Genomic DNA, 15,786 nt, shown 5'->3' with positions numbered 1-15,786 from the left:
CGATAGCTCGCCGCTGTGTCGGTCGCGTTCGGTATGCAGCGGAAAACGACTCGTGATGCTGAGACGGAACTTTTCGTGCTCGGGTCGTGAAGTTAGTCCCCGAACAGGCTGGCGTGGACCGGTGCGAACGCGGGTCCCGTTTCGGCCTCGGTGTCGGTGACGGCGCGGCCGGCGACCCCCGAGTCGAGGAAGTCCCGGAGCGGCGGGCCGACGTTCTCGGGTTCGACGAGGAAGGCGTCGTGGCCGTGGTCGGAGTCGACGACGTGGTGGGCGACGTCGACGCCCGCCGTCCGGAAGGCCTCGGCGAGCGACTCGGACTGTTCGGTGGTGAAGTGCCAGTCGCCGGTGAAACTCATCACGAGCACCTCGCCGTCGAAGTTCGCGAGCGCGTCGGTCTCGGAGGCACAGCCCGCCGCGAGGTCGTAGTTGTCCATCGCGCGGGTGAGGTAGAGGTAGCTGTTGGCGTCGAAGCGCTCGACGAACTTCCCGGCCTGGTAGTCGAGATACGACTCGACGTCCCGGTACGGGAAGAAGCCGGCGGCGGGGTCGACGGGGAAGTCGTCGCGAACCGCGCCCCGACCCGCGGCGCGCCGGCCGAACTTCCGCTCCATCGAGTCCTTCGAGAGGTACATCACGTGGCCGATCTGGCGGGCGAGCGAGAGGCCGTCGTCGGGTTCGGTAGCGCCGTAGTAGTCGCCGCCGTTCCAGTGTTCGTCGGTCGTGATCGCCCGGCGCGCCACCCCGTCGAGCGCCACGCACTGCGGGTCGAGCCGTGCGGCCGCCGCGACGGGCACCACTCGGTCGACCATCTCGGGGTAGCGTTTGGCCCAGTCGAGCGCGTTCATCCCGCCGACCGAGCCGCCGACCACCGCCTGCAGGTGGTCGACCCCGAGGTGGTCGAGCAGCCGGCGCTGGGCGCGCGTCCAGTCCGCGACGGTGACCGCGGGGAAGTCGGTGCCGTAGGGCTCGCCCGTCTCGGGGTTCGTCGAGGTCGGGCCGGAGGAGCCGTAACAGGAGCCGGGGACGTTCACACAGACCACGAACCGCTCGGTTGTGTCGATGGCCTTGCCCGGGCCGACGACGTCGTCCCACCACGCTCGGGCTTGGTCCATCCCGCCGCGCACTGCTTCCGACGAACCGCCCGCTCCGTCCGTCGCGCTCCGTCCCGCCCGTGCGACGTGCTGGCTACCGGTGAGGGCGTGACAGACCAGAACCACATTGTCGCCGGTGAACTCCCCGTAGGACTCGTAGGCGAGTTCGAGTTCCGGGATGGACTCGCCGCACTCGAAGCGAAAGGCCCCGAGCGAAACCGTCTCGCGCGTCATTCTATCGCCCCTTCGAGGTCGGCGACGATATCTCCGGCGTTTTCGATCCCGACCGAGAGCCGCACGAGGTCGGGGGTCACGCCCGAGGCGCGTTGGTCTTCCGCCGAGAGCTGGGCGTGAGTCGTGCTCGCGGGGTGGATCACGAGGGTCTTCGCGTCGCCGACGTTCGCGAGGAAACTCGCGAGGTCGACGTCCTCACACAGCTGCTTGCCGGCCTCGTAGCCACCGGCGAGCCCGAAGGCGATCATTCCGCCGAAGCCGCCGTCGAGGTACTCCCGGGCGTTGGCGTGAGTCTCGTGGCTTTCGAGACCGGGGTAGGCCACCCACTTGACCGCGTCGTGCGAGTCGAGGAATTTCGCCACCTGGTGTGCGTTCTCGGAGTGGCGCTCCATCCGGAGGTCGAGCGTTTCGAGCCCCTGGAGGGTGAGCCACGCGTCGAACGGTGACTGGCCGTCACCGAGGCTCCGGACCGCGCGCTGGCGGGCGGCGGCGGTGAACGCCCGCTCGCCGAAGCTCTCGGCGAAGTTCCGGCCGTGGAAGGCGGGGTTCTCACCACCGATCTCGGGGTACTTCTCGGGGTAGTCGGCCCAGGGGAACGAGCCGCCATCGACCAGCGCGCCCCCGATGGTCGTCCCGGAGCCGTGGAGCCACTTCGTGGTCGACTCCCAGACGAGGTCCGCGCCGCGTTCGAGCGGTCGACAGAGCGCGGGCGTCGCGAACGTGTTGTCGACCAGGAGCGGCACCCCGTTGTCGTGAGCCACCTCGGCGATGGCGTCGAGGTCGGGCGTCACCAACGAGGGGTTGCCGATCGTCTCGCAGTGGACGTAGGCGGTGTCCTCGTCGATGGCTTCGTCGTAGGCGGCGGGGTCGAGGGTGTCGACGAATCGGGCCTCGATCCCCCGCCGGCGCGCGGTGTGCGAGAGGTAGGCGTGCGTACCACCGTAGATCGACGCGGCGCTCACGACGTTGTCGCCCACCCCGCAGAGCACGAGCGTCGCGGCGTCGAGCGCCGCCATCCCCGAGGCGGTACAGAGCGCGCCCACCCCGCCTTCGAGGTCGGCGAGACGGCGTTCGAGGAGCGAAACGGTGGGGTTCGAGATCCGCGAGTAGATGTCGCCCTCGGCCTCGAGCGCGTAGAGGTCGGCGGCGCGGTCGGCGTCCGAGAAGGTATACGAGGTGGTCTGATACAGCGGCGGTGCGCGGGAGCCCGTGGCCGCGTCCGCGTCCTGGCCCGCGTGGACACAGCGCGTCCCGAAGCCCCGGCCTTCGGCGTCACTCATGTGTACGGTGCATATATCGCCAGCCATCTATAACCACGAGTTACGGCAAGTCTCGCCGCCCACTTTTTTCTGCGTCGGGTTGGCTCGCTTCGCGAGCCAACCACTCCTTGTAAAACCTGGACTAAAAACTGCCGCTCACTCGCGCCTATGGCGCTCGTTCGCGGTACAATCCCCACGCTTCCGCTACCGCCCCGCCACGCAACCGCTACACACTACCGCCTCTCCAGCTGACCGTGCTCCTCATCTGCCCCCTCTCGCGGGAACTTCATCTTCTCTGGGTGCGATCGCTGATTTCTCTGAAAGCCGCCCCGCGACAGCCACATACCTCCCCAGCCGACTGCGCTTCTCGCTCGTTCGCCTGCGGCTCACTCACTGCGATGCTCATCCCTCGCACAGTGTCCGCGAGCGCGCGCCACCGCGGTCGAGATCGTTTCCGGATGGCCCGTGGTGGCCTCAGAACCCCAGACACTCCCGTCGCCGTTTGCGTGTGCCAGCACGTCGCCTATCCGCAGGGAGCCCCAAGCGGGGATATGAGCGACGACACTGCCGAGAGAGCGATCGAGCGGGGGCTCGACGCCTACTTCGCGGGCGACACCGTGGCCGACCTGCTCGAAAGCATCGACATCGACGCGCTGGTGGAGGGCGCACCGCTCGACGACGCGGTCGAGTACGAACGGCTCGGGAAGGCCCTCGGTGCGATACTCGGTCGGGCGGCCGCCCGTGGCGTCAGCAACACCAGCCTCTTCGGCCGGATCGTCCGCGAGTCCGTCGGCAGCGAGGTCGGCGGCCGGGTCGGCGAGGTCGCGGTCTCGGCGTTCGTCGAGTACACCAACCCCCAGGAACTCGTCGAGGACCTGCAGGGTGCGGTCGACTCCGAACAGCTCGACGAGTTCACGGTGGAGTCCGACGACGCCGCCGCCACCGACGAGTCCGACTGGACGACGATCGACGTCGAGTACGACGACGAAGAATAGCGACGACTACAGTTCGTCTCGCGCGGCGTCGAGTCCCGCCTCGATGTCGGCGTCGAAACCCACGTCCGAGAGCGCCTCGCCAACGGTACGAACCCCACGGAGCACCTGGTCGTCGGCGTGGTGGCCCATGTTGCTCACCCGGAAGATCTCCCCACCGAGATGGCCCTGCCCGCCGCTGATCGAGACGTTCCGCTCCGAGACGGCCCCGAAGAACTCCTCGGGAGCCTCCCGGACCGACTCGGGAAGCGAGACCGACGTGACGGTGTTCGAGTAGTCGCTCGCCTCGTCGAGGTCGGGGAATTTCTCGAGCCCCATCGCCGAGAAGCCCTCGCGGAAGGCCGCCGCCTGGGCACGGTGGCGCGCGATCCGGGTCTCCATCCCCTCCGATTCGATCTCCTCGACCGCCACCGCGAGCGCCCGGAAGAGCGGGACGGCGCTCGTGAACGGTGTCTGGTCGTCCGCGGCCTTGTCGAGATGCCGCGGCAGGTCGGCGTAGAACGGCCCGCGCTCGCCATCGAGGTGGTCCTCGATCTCCTCTGTGACGTAGACCGCACTGAGACCCGGTGGTGCCGCGAGCGCCTTCTGAGCGTCCGTGACCGCGATGTCGACGTTCCACTCGTCGGGTCGGAAGACGTCCCCGCCGACCGAGGTCACGCCGTCGACGACGAACCGAGCGTCGTTTTCGGTGGCGAGTTCCCCGACCGCTTCGACTGGGTTCAAGATTCCCGTGCTGGTCTCATTGTGGACCATCGTCACCAGCGCGGTGTCGTCGGTGACGGCCGCCTCGATCGCGTCGAGGTCGAAACAGCCCCCCCACTCGGCTTCGATCCGGGTGGTGTCGGCGTAGCGCTCGGCGATCCGGGCGAAGCGCCGTCCGAACTTGCCGTTGACGAGCGCCACGACCTCGTCCTCGGGGTCGACGAGGTTCGAGACCGCCGCCTCCATCCCGAGGCTCGCGGTGCCGTTGAGCACCAATCCCGTGCCCGCCGCGTCGCTCGCACTGCCGTCGGGCGTCGAGTGCTCGAAGACGTACTCGATTCCCGACTGAGCGCGGGCGTAGACGTCCTCGAAGTCGGCCGAGCGGTGCGAGACCATCGGCGCGTCCATCGACTCCCGAACCGCGTCGGTGACGGGTACCGGGCCGGGATTCAAGAGCAGAAACTCGTCGTCGCTCATGCTCCGGGGTCGGTTCGGGCCTCACATAAGCCCCGTCGTTGCCGTCTCATCTTGCCGGGCTCCCGTGCGCTCCCGAATGCCGATGCGACGATGGATCGCCACCGCGGCCGACCCGAGACGAACCGCCTAAGCGGACCCCAGGAGTAGCCGCGGTAATGACCGCCGACGCCGCAGACGGGACGGAGAATCCCTACCTCCGCGACCCGTCCACGGAGTTCGAGGAGCTCGACGATATCGACGAGGAACACGCACGCGAGCAGGTCGAACGGCTCCGCGAGGCGATCCGTCACCACGACTATCGGTACTACGCCGAGAACGACCCGAGGATACCGGACCGAACCTACGACGCGCTGTTCACCCGGCTCCAGGATCTGGAGAACGAATTCGACCTCACCGACCCCGACAGCCCCACCCAGCGCGTCGGGGGCGAGCCGCTCGACGAGCTCGAAACCGTCGAGCACGTCGCGCCGATGGGTTCGATCGATTCGAGCGGCGAGGCCGCGGACGTCCGGGCCTTCGACGAACGGGTACGGCGCGGCCTCGGCGGCGAAGGTGGAGCCGAGAGCGAAGGCGGAAAGGAGGACGACGGTCAGCAATCGCTGACGGATTTCGAGGGTGACACCGAGAGTGGTGTCGAGATCGAGTACGTCTGCGAACCGAAGTTCGACGGGCTGTCGGTCGAGGTGGTCTACGAGAACGGGCGATACGAACGCGCCGCAACCCGGGGTGACGGTTACGAAGGCGACGACGTCACCCAGAACGTCCGTACCATCCGGGCGATCCCACAGCGGCTGCGGGGCGAGTACCCCGACTATCTCGTGGTGCGCGGCGAGGTCTACATGCCGCGCGACGCGTTCGCCGACTACAACCGCGAGCGTGTCGAGCGCGACGAGGAGCCTTTCGCGAACCCCCGGAACGCCGCTGCGGGCACCCTCCGACAGCTCGACCCCTCGGTCACGGCCGAACGGCCGCTCGCCTGCTTCGTCTTCGGGGTGCTCGACGCCTCCTACGAGTTCGAGACCCACGCGAGCCAGTACGAGCGGCTCCGGGAGTGGGGCCTGCCGCTCAACGACCGGATCGAGGTCGTCCCCGACATCGAGGGCGCCATCACGTATCGCGACCGGCTCGGCGAGGACCGTGAGGACCTGAACTACGAGATCGACGGCACCGTCTTCAAGGTCAACGATCTCGCGGCCTGCGAACAACTCGGATCGACCTCGCGGGCCCCCCGATGGGCCTACGGCTACAAGTTCCCCGCCCGGACCGAGGTGACGACGATCACGGACATCACGGTCCAGATCGGTCGGACGGGCCGCGTGACGCCGGTCGCGCTGCTCGACCCCGTCGAGGTCGGCGGCGTCGAGGTCTCACGCGCCACCCTCCACAACCCCGGCGAACTCGAAGCGCTCGGCGCGAACGTCGGGGATCGGGTACGTCTCAAACGCGCGGGCGACGTCATCCCCTACGTGGTCGAGGTGGTCGAGGACGGCGGCGAGGGTACCTTCGCGTTCCCCGACCACTGTCCGCAGTGTGAGAGCGCGATCGAGCGCGACGGCCCGCTCGCGTTCTGTACGGGCGGGATATCCTGTCCCGCCCAGCTCCAGCGCGCGGTCGAACACTACGCCAGCCGCGGCGGGCTCGATATCGAGGGGCTCGGCGAGGAACGGATCGAACAGCTTCTGGAGACGGGCCTCGTCGAGTCGATACCCGACCTCTACGATCTCCGGACGGCGGACCTCGCCGCGCTCGACGGTTGGGGTGAGAAGAGCGCCGAGAACCTCCGTACCGAACTCGACGCCTCGAAGACGCCGGCGCTCTCGGACTTCATCACCGCGCTCGGGGTCCCGGAGGTGGGTTCGACGACCGCGACGGCGCTCGCCCGGACGTTCGGCGACCTCGACAGCGTGATGGACGCGAGCGAGGACGACCTACAGGCGGTCCCCGATATCGGACCGCGGGTCGCGAACGAGGTCCACGAGTTCTTCGGGAGCGAACGCAACCGGGAGACGATAGCGGGGCTCCGCGAGCGCGGTATCGAGCCCGAGACGGAGGCGACCGAAGCCGGTGGCGACGAACTCGACGGGTTGACGTTCGTCTTCACCGGCGCGCTGGCGGACTCGACACGCGAGGAGGCCGAAGCGCTCGTCGAACGCCACGGCGCGAACAGTACGGGGAGCGTCTCCGGCAACACCGATTACCTCGTGGTCGGCGACGAGCCGGGGCAGACCAAACGCGACGACGCGGCCGCTGAAGACGTCCCGGAGCTCACCGAGTCCGAGTTCGTCGACCTGCTCGACGAGTACGGTATCGAACCGGTCTGAGTCCGTGGCTTAGAGGTCCGTGCCGTTGAACCGGAGGTAGCCGAGGGTGATCGGAACGACGATCCACGCCGCGAGGATAACGAACCCGACCCAGTTCTGGAGGTAGATCGGCGGGCTGTCGAGGGCGGTAGCGACACCGCTGATCGAGGGGATCACCGCCGCCGCGGCGGAGATGAACGCGGTCTGGGGGTTGAGCAACGAGAAGAACAGTTGCCAGTTCGGGGGCTGGGCGAGGCTCGGGAGCGAGAACCCGTTGATGACGTATCGCACGACGGTCGGAATGAGCCCCCAGACGAACTGAAACAGGAGGTAGAGACCGCCCGCTCCGAGAAGGGCCCACGTCGTCGAACGCACGCCCGCCGAGAACCCGGTCGCGATCGCGATGAAGACGACCCCGAGGACCACCGCGAGAACGGTGTAGGTCAGGAACGTCCCGACCGCGAACGAGGAGTAGACCGCGACACCCACGACTGCAGCCACCACGAACCCGATGAGCGTCGAGACGGCCACCACCGCGGAGCGCCCGACGAGCTTGCCGATCACCACGTCCCGGCGGGTGTGGGGCAGCCCCAACAGGAGTTTGAGGCTCCCGGAGTCACGCTCGCCGACGATCGATTTGTAGCCCACCACGAGCCCGATCAACGGGATCAAGAGCGTGGTCGAGCCGCCCATGGCGGTCAACAGCACGCCCGTCGTCGCGGTGTCGACGGTCGGTCCGAGCAGCAAACCGAGGAGCGAGGGGAGCGCGAGAGTGAATCCCCCCGCGAACACCACGAACAGCACCGTCAGCCCGATCAGCCACCGCGACCGGATCGCGTCCTGGAACTCCTTCTTCGCGACGGTGAGCGAGCTCACTGTCGGACCTCGGTTTCGTCGGGAACGGCGGATCCTCGCGAGTTCGGTCCCCCGTCCTCGGTGTAGGCGACGAAGAGGTCTTCGAGCGAGGCGTCCTCGGTGGTGAAGTCCTCGACCGTGGCACCGCTATCCTCGATCGTGCCGAGGACCTGCGTCTTCGCCGTGTCCTCACACGAGATCGTGATCGTCCTGCCGTCGGCACGGGCGTCGGAGACCGCCGAGAGCGACTCCACGTCGTCGAGCACGCCGTCGGGAACCCGGTCGACCTCGACGACGAGCGTCGCGTCGGCGTCGGTGGCCTCGCGGAGCCCCTCGATCGAGTCCTCGGCGACGAGTTCGCCGTTCCGGAGGATCCCCACCCGGTCGCAGACCGAATCGACCTGCCCGAGGATGTGGCTCGAGAAGAACACCGTCGCGCCGCGGTCGCGTTCGGCCTCGATGATCTCGCGCATCTCGCGTGCGCCCGTCGGGTCGAGCCCCGTCGAGGGTTCGTCGAGGATCAGGAGGTCGGGCTCGCCCACCAGCGCCATCCCCAGCACGAGGCGCTGGGTCATCCCCTTCGAGTAGCCGCCGGCCTTGCGGTCGATGGCGTCCGGGATGCCGACGCGTTCGGCGACCGCCTCGGGGCGTTCGGTCGCGTTCTTCGAGTCGATCGCGAACTCGAGATGCTGGCGACCCGTGAGCCGGTTGTAGGTCTGGAAGCCGTCGGGGAGCACGCCGATGCGTTCCCTGACTGCGAGGGTCTCGCTCTGGGCGTCGTGCCCCAGAACGCGTGCGGTGCCCGCCGTCGGGCGCGTGAAATCCAGTAAAATGTCGATCGTGGTCGACTTCCCCGCGCCGTTGGGGCCGAGGAAACCGTAGATCTCGCCCTCACGAACCCGGAGGTCGAGGTCCGAGAGCGCCTCGACCGACCCGCCGCCACGGCCCAGCCCGCCGCCGTAGCGCTTCGTCACACCATCGAGTTCGATGGCCGTCATGTGGGTTCGATCCCCGCCGGTCGCTATGAGCCTTTTCATCGTCCCGCCCGAAACCGATAGCCGACGCAGCCGACCGGCGCGATACCGGGTCGTCGGAGCGACCACGAGTCGGGGGTCGCTTCCGAACGACCTTCGTCGGTCGGGCGTCAGACGGTTTCGGGACTGTTTCGCGGAAACCGACGTAAAACGCGGCTTCGGGCCTCGTAACAGTCCGCAACAGTCCGGAACGGATGGGACTATTTATATGACACCCGGTTGTGAGTGAAGAACGCAGAAAGCATGATACACAAACTGATCGACGCGCTGAAAGCGAACCCAAAGCGCGTGTTGGCTGTTGGTCTCGTTGCGACGATGCTCATCTTCGCCGGCTGTTCCAGCGGTAGTGACAGTGGCAGCAACGGCACGGAAGCCGGTACGAGCGGTGGCGAGGACACCGGCGCGATGGAGGAGACCAGCGCGATGGCTGAGGAAGAGACCACCGAGATGATGGGTGGCGAGGAAACCGAGATGGAGACCGAGATGGGCACCGGCATGGAGGAGACCGAGATGATGGAAGACACCTCCATGATGGAGACCGGCATGGAAGAGACCGACATGATGGGCACCGAGATGGGTACCAGCATGGAAGACACCTCCATGATGATGAACGGCTCCGAGACGACGATGGCGGCCTAACGTAGGTCCCCAGCCCTCTCGAAAACGAATTGCGTGGCAGTCGGTCGCTCACTGCGACCGTTTCTTTCGTTCTCACCGTCCGAGCCCCGGGTTTCGCGCTCGACGGGTGCGACCGTGACCAGTGCTCACGTCCCGTCTGACGCCTGTGTGGGGCCGCGTATCCGCCACCGACAGCGTAATACCGGATGGGTGTCGAACGTAAGCGAGGATGAGCGAGCGCGCGCGCGTCGTGGCGGGGCTGCTCTGTGCGGTGGTGCTCGTGAGCGCCGTCATTGCCGTCGTCCCCGCCGGTGCGCAGCCGGCGCGCACCGGGGTCGAGGACGTGACCATAACCGGCGGCGGCGTCATCGACACCCCCGAGACCCCCAACGGGTCGACGTATCTCTGGGTCGACGAATCGATCAACGCGAGCGTGACGGTTGCGGACCGGTCGGCCGGCACCGGGAACGGCAACTACGGCGTCTGTCTCCAGTCACAACGACCGGGTGAACCGAGCCGGGCGCTCGTCGACGAGTGTGAGTCCCTGGCGCTTTCGAGCGGCACGAACGACACCGTCGACTTCGCCAACGTCACCTGGCCGGCCAACGTCACGGGCCGACAGGCCCTCGTCGTCGAGGTCAGGAACCGGTCGATCCGGAGCAACACGACGGTGCTCGACCGCGAGCGGGTCCCGGTGACCGTCCTCCGACGCGGCGGTGACTTCGACCGCGACGGGCTCACGAACACCCGGGAGGTCGAGGCGGGCTACAACGTCTCGAACCGTGATATGGACGCCGACACCCTCCTCGACGGCGAGGAGGTGAACAAGTACGGCTCGGACCCACAGAACCCCGACAGCGACGGTGACGGGATCCGGGACGGGGTCGAGATCCAGCGCGGAACCGACCCGACCCGTGCCGACAGCGACGGCGACGGATTGAGCGATAGCGCCGAACGGGCCCTCGGGACGAACCCGACGAGCGACCTCACGCCGCTCTGGCTCGCCGTCGCCGCGCTCGTCGTCGTCGGGCTGGTCGTCGGGGGGTTCGTGCTGCTCCGGCGCGGCTGGCGGGAGGTGTTCGCCCGGTGGCGGGCCACGGACGAGGACCCCGACCCCGACCCGCCGTCCGAGACGACCGAGGAGTCGTCGCCGGAGCCCGAGGCACCCACCGAGCCACCGGAGCCGCTGACCGACGCCGACCGCGTGCTGGCGTTGCTCCGGAGCCACGGTGGCCGGATGAAACAGACCCGGATCGTCGAGGAGACCGAGTGGTCGAAGGCGAAGGTCAGCCGACTGCTCTCCTCGATGAACGACGACGGGAGCATCCAGAAGCTCTCGATCGGGCGCGAGAACATCATCAGCCTCGACGGCCACGGCCCCGAGGCCGCCCAGCGCGAGGAGAACGCGTCAGACTGAAGCGCCTCGCACGCCTGTTTTCGTTCGATGGATATCGAGAGCGTCCGCGAGCGCGCCGGCGACCTCCCGCGCGAACCGGGCGTCTACCAGTTCCGCGAGAACGGAACCACCCTCTACGTCGGGAAGGCCGTCGACCTCGCGAGCCGGGTCCGGTCGTACGCCGACCCACGCTCCCACCGGATCGCGAAGATGGTCGCGCGCGCCGACGAGGTCGAGGTCGCCGTCACCGACACCGAGACCCAGGCGCTCCTGCTGGAAGCCAACCTCATCAAACGCCACGGCCCGCGCTACAACGTCCGACTGAAGGACGACAAGTCCTATCCACTGGTCCAGCTCACCGACCACGAATTCCCCCGGATCGAGATCACTCGGGACCCGGACCCCGGGTCGACCGCCTTCGGGCCCTACACCGAGCGTGGCCGGGTCGAGGTGGTCGTGAAGGCGCTGCGGGAGACCTACGGGCTGCGGGGCTGTTCGGAGTACAAGTTCGCGGGCCGCGACCGCCCGTGTCTCGACCACGACATCGGGCTCTGTACCGCGCCGTGTACCGGCGAGATCGGCGCGGAAGCCTACCTCGCGGACGTCGAATCGGTAGTACAATTCTTCGAGGGGAGCACGGGCGTGCTCGCCGACCCACTGCGAGGGGGGATGGAGGCGGCGACCCAGGAGAAGAACTTCGAGCGCGCCGCGAACCTCCGGGACAAACTCGAAGTGGTCGAGTCGTTCCACGAGGGCGCGGGCGAGGCGGTGGCCGCCCAGTCGCCGGAACAGGAGGTCGACGTGCTCGGGGTCGTCGTGGAGGGCGAGCGCGCCACCGTCGCGCGGCTCCACAGCGAGCGCGGCCAGCTCGTCGAGCGCGACCAGCACACCCTCTCCGTACCCGACGATGACGACGACGAGGGCGTCGGGAGCGTGCTCGCGGCGTTCATCGTCCAGTACTACGCCGAGCGAACGCTGCCGGACGCGTTGCTCCTCCCCGAACCGTTCGTCGACGACGAACTCGACGCGTGGCTCGACACCGAAGGTGTCTCGGTTCGAGTGCCGGGTGCGGGACGGGAGGCCACCCTCGTCGAGCTCGCACTGAAGAACGCCCGACGCGGGCGTGGGGAGCCCGACGGCACCGCGGCGCTCGCCGACGCGCTCGGGATCGAGCGCGCGAACCGGATCGAGGGGTTCGACGTGAGCCACGCCCACGGCCGAGCGGTGGTAGGCAGCGACGTCACCTTCGTGGACGGGAGCCCCGAGAAGTCGGACTACCGACGGAAGAAGCTCGACGACGAGAACGACGACTACGCCAACATGCGGAGCCTCGTCGCGTGGCGCGCGCGCCGAGCGGTCGAACGTGCCAGCGGGCACGCGGAAGACGACCGACCCGACCCCGATTTGCTCCTGATCGATGGCGGCGAAGGCCAGTTGAACGCGGCGCGCGACGCGCTCGACGAGGTGGGCTGGGACGTCCCGGTTATCGCGCTCGCGAAGGCCGAAGAACGAGTCATCACCCCGAACCAAAGCTTCTCGTGGCCGTCCGACGCGCCCGAGCGCCGCCTGCTCCAGCGGGTCCGCGACGAGTCACACCGATTCGCGGTCCAGTACCACCAGAGCCTCCGCGATGAGGTGAAGACGGTGCTCGACGACGTGCCCGGGGTCGGGCCACAGACCCGACGACGCCTCCTCCGGCGATTCGGGAGCGTCGACGGGGTTCGCGGGGCCTCGCCCGACGAACTCCAAACCGTCTCGGGCGTCGGCGCGAAGACCGCCGAGACGATCCGGGGGCGGCTGTAGCACGTTCAGATGTTCTCTCGACAGCCGAGGGTATAACCCGCTGGGCGGCGAGGTCGAACCGATGAGCGACGAATCCGACGGCGGGTCCGACGGGGAATCCGAGGGCGTGATGACCGACGGCGAGGAGCCGTTCGACGGCGACCACACCCGCATCGCGGTGGACTTCGACAAGACGCTGACCGCGGGCGAGGAGGGTTACATCACCGAGGAGCCCGAGGACCCGAACGAGGAGATGGTCGAGTGGGTGAACTACCAGTACCGGAAGGGCAACACCATCATCATCTGGACCGCCCGCCCCTGGGAGGCCGCCCAGGAGACCATCGCCCGACTGACCGAGTGGGGTGTCGACTGGCACGGCATCCGAATGGAGAAGGGCCACGCCGACGTCTACGTCGACGACAAGGGCACGACGCCGAGCGACGAACTCCTCGATTCGGGCTTCGACGGCGACGGCGAGGTCGACCCCGGCGAGGGAAAGATCGACAAGGACAAGAGCGGAAACCCCGACGGAGCGGGGAATACGTGACCCGTCTGTAGGTTAGGAGCGGTAGAAGGTTGATGTGGACCGGTGGGAAGATCGAATCATGCCAGCCGGTGGTGCGCCCCCAGGACTCGGACACACGATTCTGGTTCTGCTCGGTATCTTCGCCGTGGGCGGTGCGGTCGGGATCATCTATCGGGTACTGAGGCGAAACACGATACGGGAGAACGGGCTCCCACTGGCAGCAAGCGTCGTCGTTCTGGGTGGGTTCGTCGCCACGGTCGAGCAGTCCCTCTCGTTCGATGTGTTCTTGCTCGGGCTCGCGGCGAGTTCGGCTGCCGTTGCCTCCGTGGGTCTCGAATGACGTGAACGACACGGAGCGGACGGTGAGCGAGGGACCGCACACCTAATTGGTGATCAGAACTCGGCCTCCGGTGGCACGCCGTCCTCTTCGGGCGGCACACCGTCCTCGCCCGCGAGGTCGAACTCGACTCTGAGCTCGCGGATCCGGTCGCGGATGTCGGCGGCGAGTTCGAACTCGAGACTCCCCGCGGCCTCGTCCATCCGGTCTTCGAGGTCGGCGACGAGTTCGCGGGCCTCGTCGGTGGAGTCGGGTTCGAGGTCGGTCGTGCGGCCGGTGTCGGTCTCCGAGCCCGGGAGGTTGGTCTCGCTGACCTCCTTTTCGATGGTTCGGGGCTCGAAGCCGTGCTCCTCGTTGAACGCGGTCTGGATCTCGCGACGGCGCTGGGTCTCGTCGATCGCCGAGCGCATCGAGTCGGTGACGTCGTCGGCGTAGAGCACGACCTCGCCGTTGACGTTCCGCGCCGCACGACCCATCGTCTGGACGAGGGTGGTCTCCGAGCGGAGGAAGCCCTCTTGGTCGGCGTCGAGGATCGCGACGAGCGAGACTTCGGGGATATCGAGGCCCTCTCTGAGAAGGTTGATGCCCACGAGCACGTCGAACTCGCCGAGTCGGAGGCCCCGAACGAGTTCGTGGCGTTCGAGGGTATCCGTTTCGTCGTGCATGTACTCGACCGCGATCCCCGCCTCCTCGAGATATTCGGTGAGGTCCTCGGCCATCCGTTTGGTGAGGGTGGTCACCAGCACGCGTTCGTCGTTCGCGGTGCGGTCGTTGATGCGTTCGAGCAGGTCGTCGATCTGGCCCTCGACCGGCGAGATGCTGACTTCGGGATCGACGAGATGGGTCGGGCGAACGATCTGTTCGACGATCTGCTCGGAGTGCTCGTGTTCGTAGTCGCCCGGCGTCGCGCTGACGAAGAGGGTTTGGCCCGTTCGTTCGGCGAACTCGGGGTAGCGGAGCGGGCGGTTGTCGTAGGCGGTCGGGAGCCGGAAGCCGTTCCCGACCAGCGAGTCCTTTCTGGACTTGTCACCGCCGAACTGGCCGCGGATCTGCGGGACGGTTTGATGGGACTCGTCGATCACAGTCAGAAAATCGTCGGGGAAGTAATCGAGGAGCGTGGCGGGCGCATCGCCTGGTTCGCGGTCCGAGAGGTGGACGGAGTAGTTCTCGATGCCGGAGCAGTAGCCCGTCTCGCGGAGCATCTCGAGGTCGAAGGTGGTGCGTTCCTCGATCCGCTGGGCCGCCACGAGGTCGTTGTTGCGCTCGAAGTACGAGACGCGTTCCTCCATCAGCCCCTCGATCTCGTTGATCGCGGTGTCGAGGGTGTTCTCCGGGATCGAGTAGTGTTCGGCTGGGTGGATCAGGACCGCGGGTTCGTCGCTCTTGACCTCGCCCTCCATCGGGTCGAGTTTCGAGAGGCGGTCGATCTCGTCGCCCCAGAACTCGACGCGAACGGCGAACCGGCCGTACATCGGAAAGATCTCGACGGTGTCGCCGCGCACCCGAAACGTGCCCTGGGTGAAGTCGACGTCGTTGCGCTCGTAGTTGAGGTCGACGAGGTCTTTCAACAACTCGTCGCGGTCGATGGTGTCCCCGACGTCGAGTTCGAGCCGCATATCGATGTAGTTCTCCGGGTCACCCAGCCCGTAGATGGCCGAGACGGAGGCGACCACGATGACGTCGTCCCGGGTGAGAAGCGAGCGCGTCGCGGAGTGGCGAAGTCTATCTATCTCGTCGTTGATCGAGGCGTCCTTGTCGATGTAGGTGTCGGAAGCCTCGACGTAGGCTTCGGGCTGGTAGTAGTCGTAGTACGAGACGAAGTACTCGACGGCGTTGTCGGGGAACAGGTTCCGGAACTCGTCGTAGAGCTGGGCGGCGAGGGTCTTGTTGTGGGCGATGACGAGCGTGGGTTTCTGGATCTCCTCGATGACCCACGAGACGGTGTTGGTCTTGCCCGAGCCCGTGACCCCGAGGAGTGTTTGGGCATCCATTCCATTTAGAAAGCCATCGGCGAGTTGTTCGATGGCTTCGGGCTGGTCGCCCGCGGGGTCGAAGGGGGCCTCGACGCGGAAGGGTCGGTCCGCGCCGGGTCGGTCCGGCTGGAGCGGGCCCGACTGGGTATCACTCATTGTGTGTGGAAGGGGTTGGAGGCACTTGACGCGCTCGCCCGGCGCGGACCGACC

At 67.4% G+C, this 15,786-nt stretch carries 13 protein-coding genes; 7 read left to right on the top strand and 6 right to left on the bottom strand.

Annotated features, from left to right (window positions below):
- Window positions 1-92 precede the first annotated feature (92 nt).
- Complete coding sequence (gene metX / locus D3261_RS09815; RefSeq protein ID WP_120071898.1) at window positions 93-1,325, bottom strand: homoserine O-acetyltransferase; 1,233 nt, start codon at window positions 1,323-1,325, stop codon at window positions 93-95.
- Window positions 1,322-2,605, bottom strand: a complete 1,284-nt coding sequence (locus D3261_RS09810) for an O-acetylhomoserine aminocarboxypropyltransferase/cysteine synthase family protein (RefSeq protein ID WP_120071896.1) — start codon at window positions 2,603-2,605, stop codon at window positions 1,322-1,324. The genes metX and D3261_RS09810 overlap by 4 nt, the downstream gene beginning before the upstream one ends.
- 530 nt (window positions 2,606-3,135) lie before the next feature.
- Here D3261_RS09810 and D3261_RS09805 point away from each other — a divergent pair.
- Complete coding sequence (locus D3261_RS09805) at window positions 3,136-3,579, top strand: hypothetical protein (RefSeq protein ID WP_120071894.1); 444 nt, start codon at window positions 3,136-3,138, stop codon at window positions 3,577-3,579.
- Between the two features lie 6 nt (window positions 3,580-3,585).
- Here the strand turns inward: D3261_RS09805 and D3261_RS09800 are convergent, their stop codons facing one another.
- Window positions 3,586-4,755: an alanine--glyoxylate aminotransferase family protein gene (locus D3261_RS09800; protein WP_120071892.1), complete on the bottom strand. Its 1,170-nt coding sequence runs from the start codon at window positions 4,753-4,755 to the stop codon at window positions 3,586-3,588.
- A 155-nt stretch (window positions 4,756-4,910) separates the two neighbouring features.
- Here D3261_RS09800 and ligA point away from each other — a divergent pair, with 155 nt between their 5' ends.
- Entirely contained in the window at window positions 4,911-7,076 is a 2,166-nt protein-coding gene (ligA, locus tag D3261_RS09795) for an NAD-dependent DNA ligase LigA (protein ID WP_120071890.1), read from the top strand.
- 9 nt (window positions 7,077-7,085) lie between these two features.
- Here the strand turns inward: ligA and D3261_RS09790 are convergent, their stop codons facing one another.
- Together D3261_RS09790 and D3261_RS09785 are read right to left on the bottom strand one after the other, a co-directional pair.
- Entirely contained in the window at window positions 7,086-7,931 is an 846-nt protein-coding gene (locus D3261_RS09790) for an ABC transporter permease subunit (protein ID WP_120071888.1), read from the bottom strand.
- Window positions 7,928-8,908, bottom strand: a complete 981-nt coding sequence (locus tag D3261_RS09785) for an ABC transporter ATP-binding protein (protein WP_120071886.1) — start codon at window positions 8,906-8,908, stop codon at window positions 7,928-7,930. Before D3261_RS09785 ends, D3261_RS09790 begins: the two co-directional genes overlap by 4 nt.
- Before the next feature lie 261 nt (window positions 8,909-9,169).
- On the opposite strand from D3261_RS09785, the gene D3261_RS09780 reads away from it, so the two are divergent.
- The 5 genes from D3261_RS09780 (at window position 9,170) to D3261_RS09760 (ending at window position 13,606) form a co-directional block, all read left to right on the top strand.
- Window positions 9,170-9,583: a hypothetical protein gene (locus D3261_RS09780; protein WP_233553961.1), complete on the top strand. Its 414-nt coding sequence runs from the start codon at window positions 9,170-9,172 to the stop codon at window positions 9,581-9,583.
- Between the two features lie 208 nt (window positions 9,584-9,791).
- A complete protein-coding gene (locus D3261_RS09775; protein ID WP_120071884.1) occupies window positions 9,792-10,979 on the top strand; it encodes a helix-turn-helix domain-containing protein in 1,188 nt (395 codons plus the stop codon).
- Between the two features lie 27 nt (window positions 10,980-11,006).
- The gene (locus D3261_RS09770; protein WP_120071882.1) at window positions 11,007-12,761 is read left to right on the top strand and encodes an excinuclease ABC subunit C; all 1,755 of its coding nucleotides are present in this window, start codon (window positions 11,007-11,009) and stop codon (window positions 12,759-12,761) included.
- A gap of 61 nt (window positions 12,762-12,822) precedes the next feature.
- Complete coding sequence (locus D3261_RS09765; protein WP_120071880.1) at window positions 12,823-13,287, top strand: hypothetical protein; 465 nt, start codon at window positions 12,823-12,825, stop codon at window positions 13,285-13,287.
- A 58-nt stretch (window positions 13,288-13,345) separates the two neighbouring features.
- Entirely contained in the window at window positions 13,346-13,606 is a 261-nt protein-coding gene (locus D3261_RS09760) for a hypothetical protein (RefSeq protein ID WP_120071878.1), read from the top strand.
- 53 nt (window positions 13,607-13,659) lie between these two features.
- On the opposite strand, the gene uvrB is transcribed toward D3261_RS09760, so the two are convergent.
- Complete coding sequence (gene uvrB / locus D3261_RS09755) at window positions 13,660-15,732, bottom strand: excinuclease ABC subunit UvrB (RefSeq protein ID WP_120071876.1); 2,073 nt, start codon at window positions 15,730-15,732, stop codon at window positions 13,660-13,662.
- Window positions 15,733-15,786: the final 54 nt, after the last annotated feature.

It is taken from the genome of Halococcus sp. IIIV-5B, assembly GCF_003602035.1.
Classification (GTDB): Archaea; Halobacteriota; Halobacteria; order Halobacteriales; family Halococcaceae; genus Halococcus; species Halococcus salsus.
The sequence above is the reverse complement of the archived record's forward strand: the minus strand, read 5'-3'. Positions and strand labels throughout refer to the sequence as shown.

Bases quoted from the DNA above. Each gene is read 5' to 3' on its own strand.
- metX (WP_120071898.1), bottom strand. From the start codon at position 1,325: ATGACGCGCGAGACGGTTTCGCTCGGGGCCTTTCGCTTCGAGTGCGGC.
- D3261_RS09810 (WP_120071896.1), bottom strand. From the start codon at position 2,605: ATGAGTGACGCCGAAGGCCGGGGCTTCGGGACGCGCTGTGTCCACGCG.
- D3261_RS09805 (WP_120071894.1), top strand. From the start codon at position 3,136: ATGAGCGACGACACTGCCGAGAGAGCGATCGAGCGGGGGCTCGACGCC.
- D3261_RS09800 (WP_120071892.1), bottom strand. From the start codon at position 4,755: ATGAGCGACGACGAGTTTCTGCTCTTGAATCCCGGCCCGGTACCCGTC.
- ligA (WP_120071890.1), top strand. From the start codon at position 4,911: ATGACCGCCGACGCCGCAGACGGGACGGAGAATCCCTACCTCCGCGAC.
- D3261_RS09785 (WP_120071886.1), bottom strand. From the start codon at position 8,908: ATGACGGCCATCGAACTCGATGGTGTGACGAAGCGCTACGGCGGCGGG.
- D3261_RS09775 (WP_120071884.1), top strand. From the start codon at position 9,792: ATGAGCGAGCGCGCGCGCGTCGTGGCGGGGCTGCTCTGTGCGGTGGTG.
- D3261_RS09770 (WP_120071882.1), top strand. From the start codon at position 11,007: ATGGATATCGAGAGCGTCCGCGAGCGCGCCGGCGACCTCCCGCGCGAA.
- D3261_RS09765 (WP_120071880.1), top strand. From the start codon at position 12,823: ATGAGCGACGAATCCGACGGCGGGTCCGACGGGGAATCCGAGGGCGTG.
- D3261_RS09760 (WP_120071878.1), top strand. From the start codon at position 13,346: ATGCCAGCCGGTGGTGCGCCCCCAGGACTCGGACACACGATTCTGGTT.
- uvrB (WP_120071876.1), bottom strand. From the start codon at position 15,732: ATGAGTGATACCCAGTCGGGCCCGCTCCAGCCGGACCGACCCGGCGCG.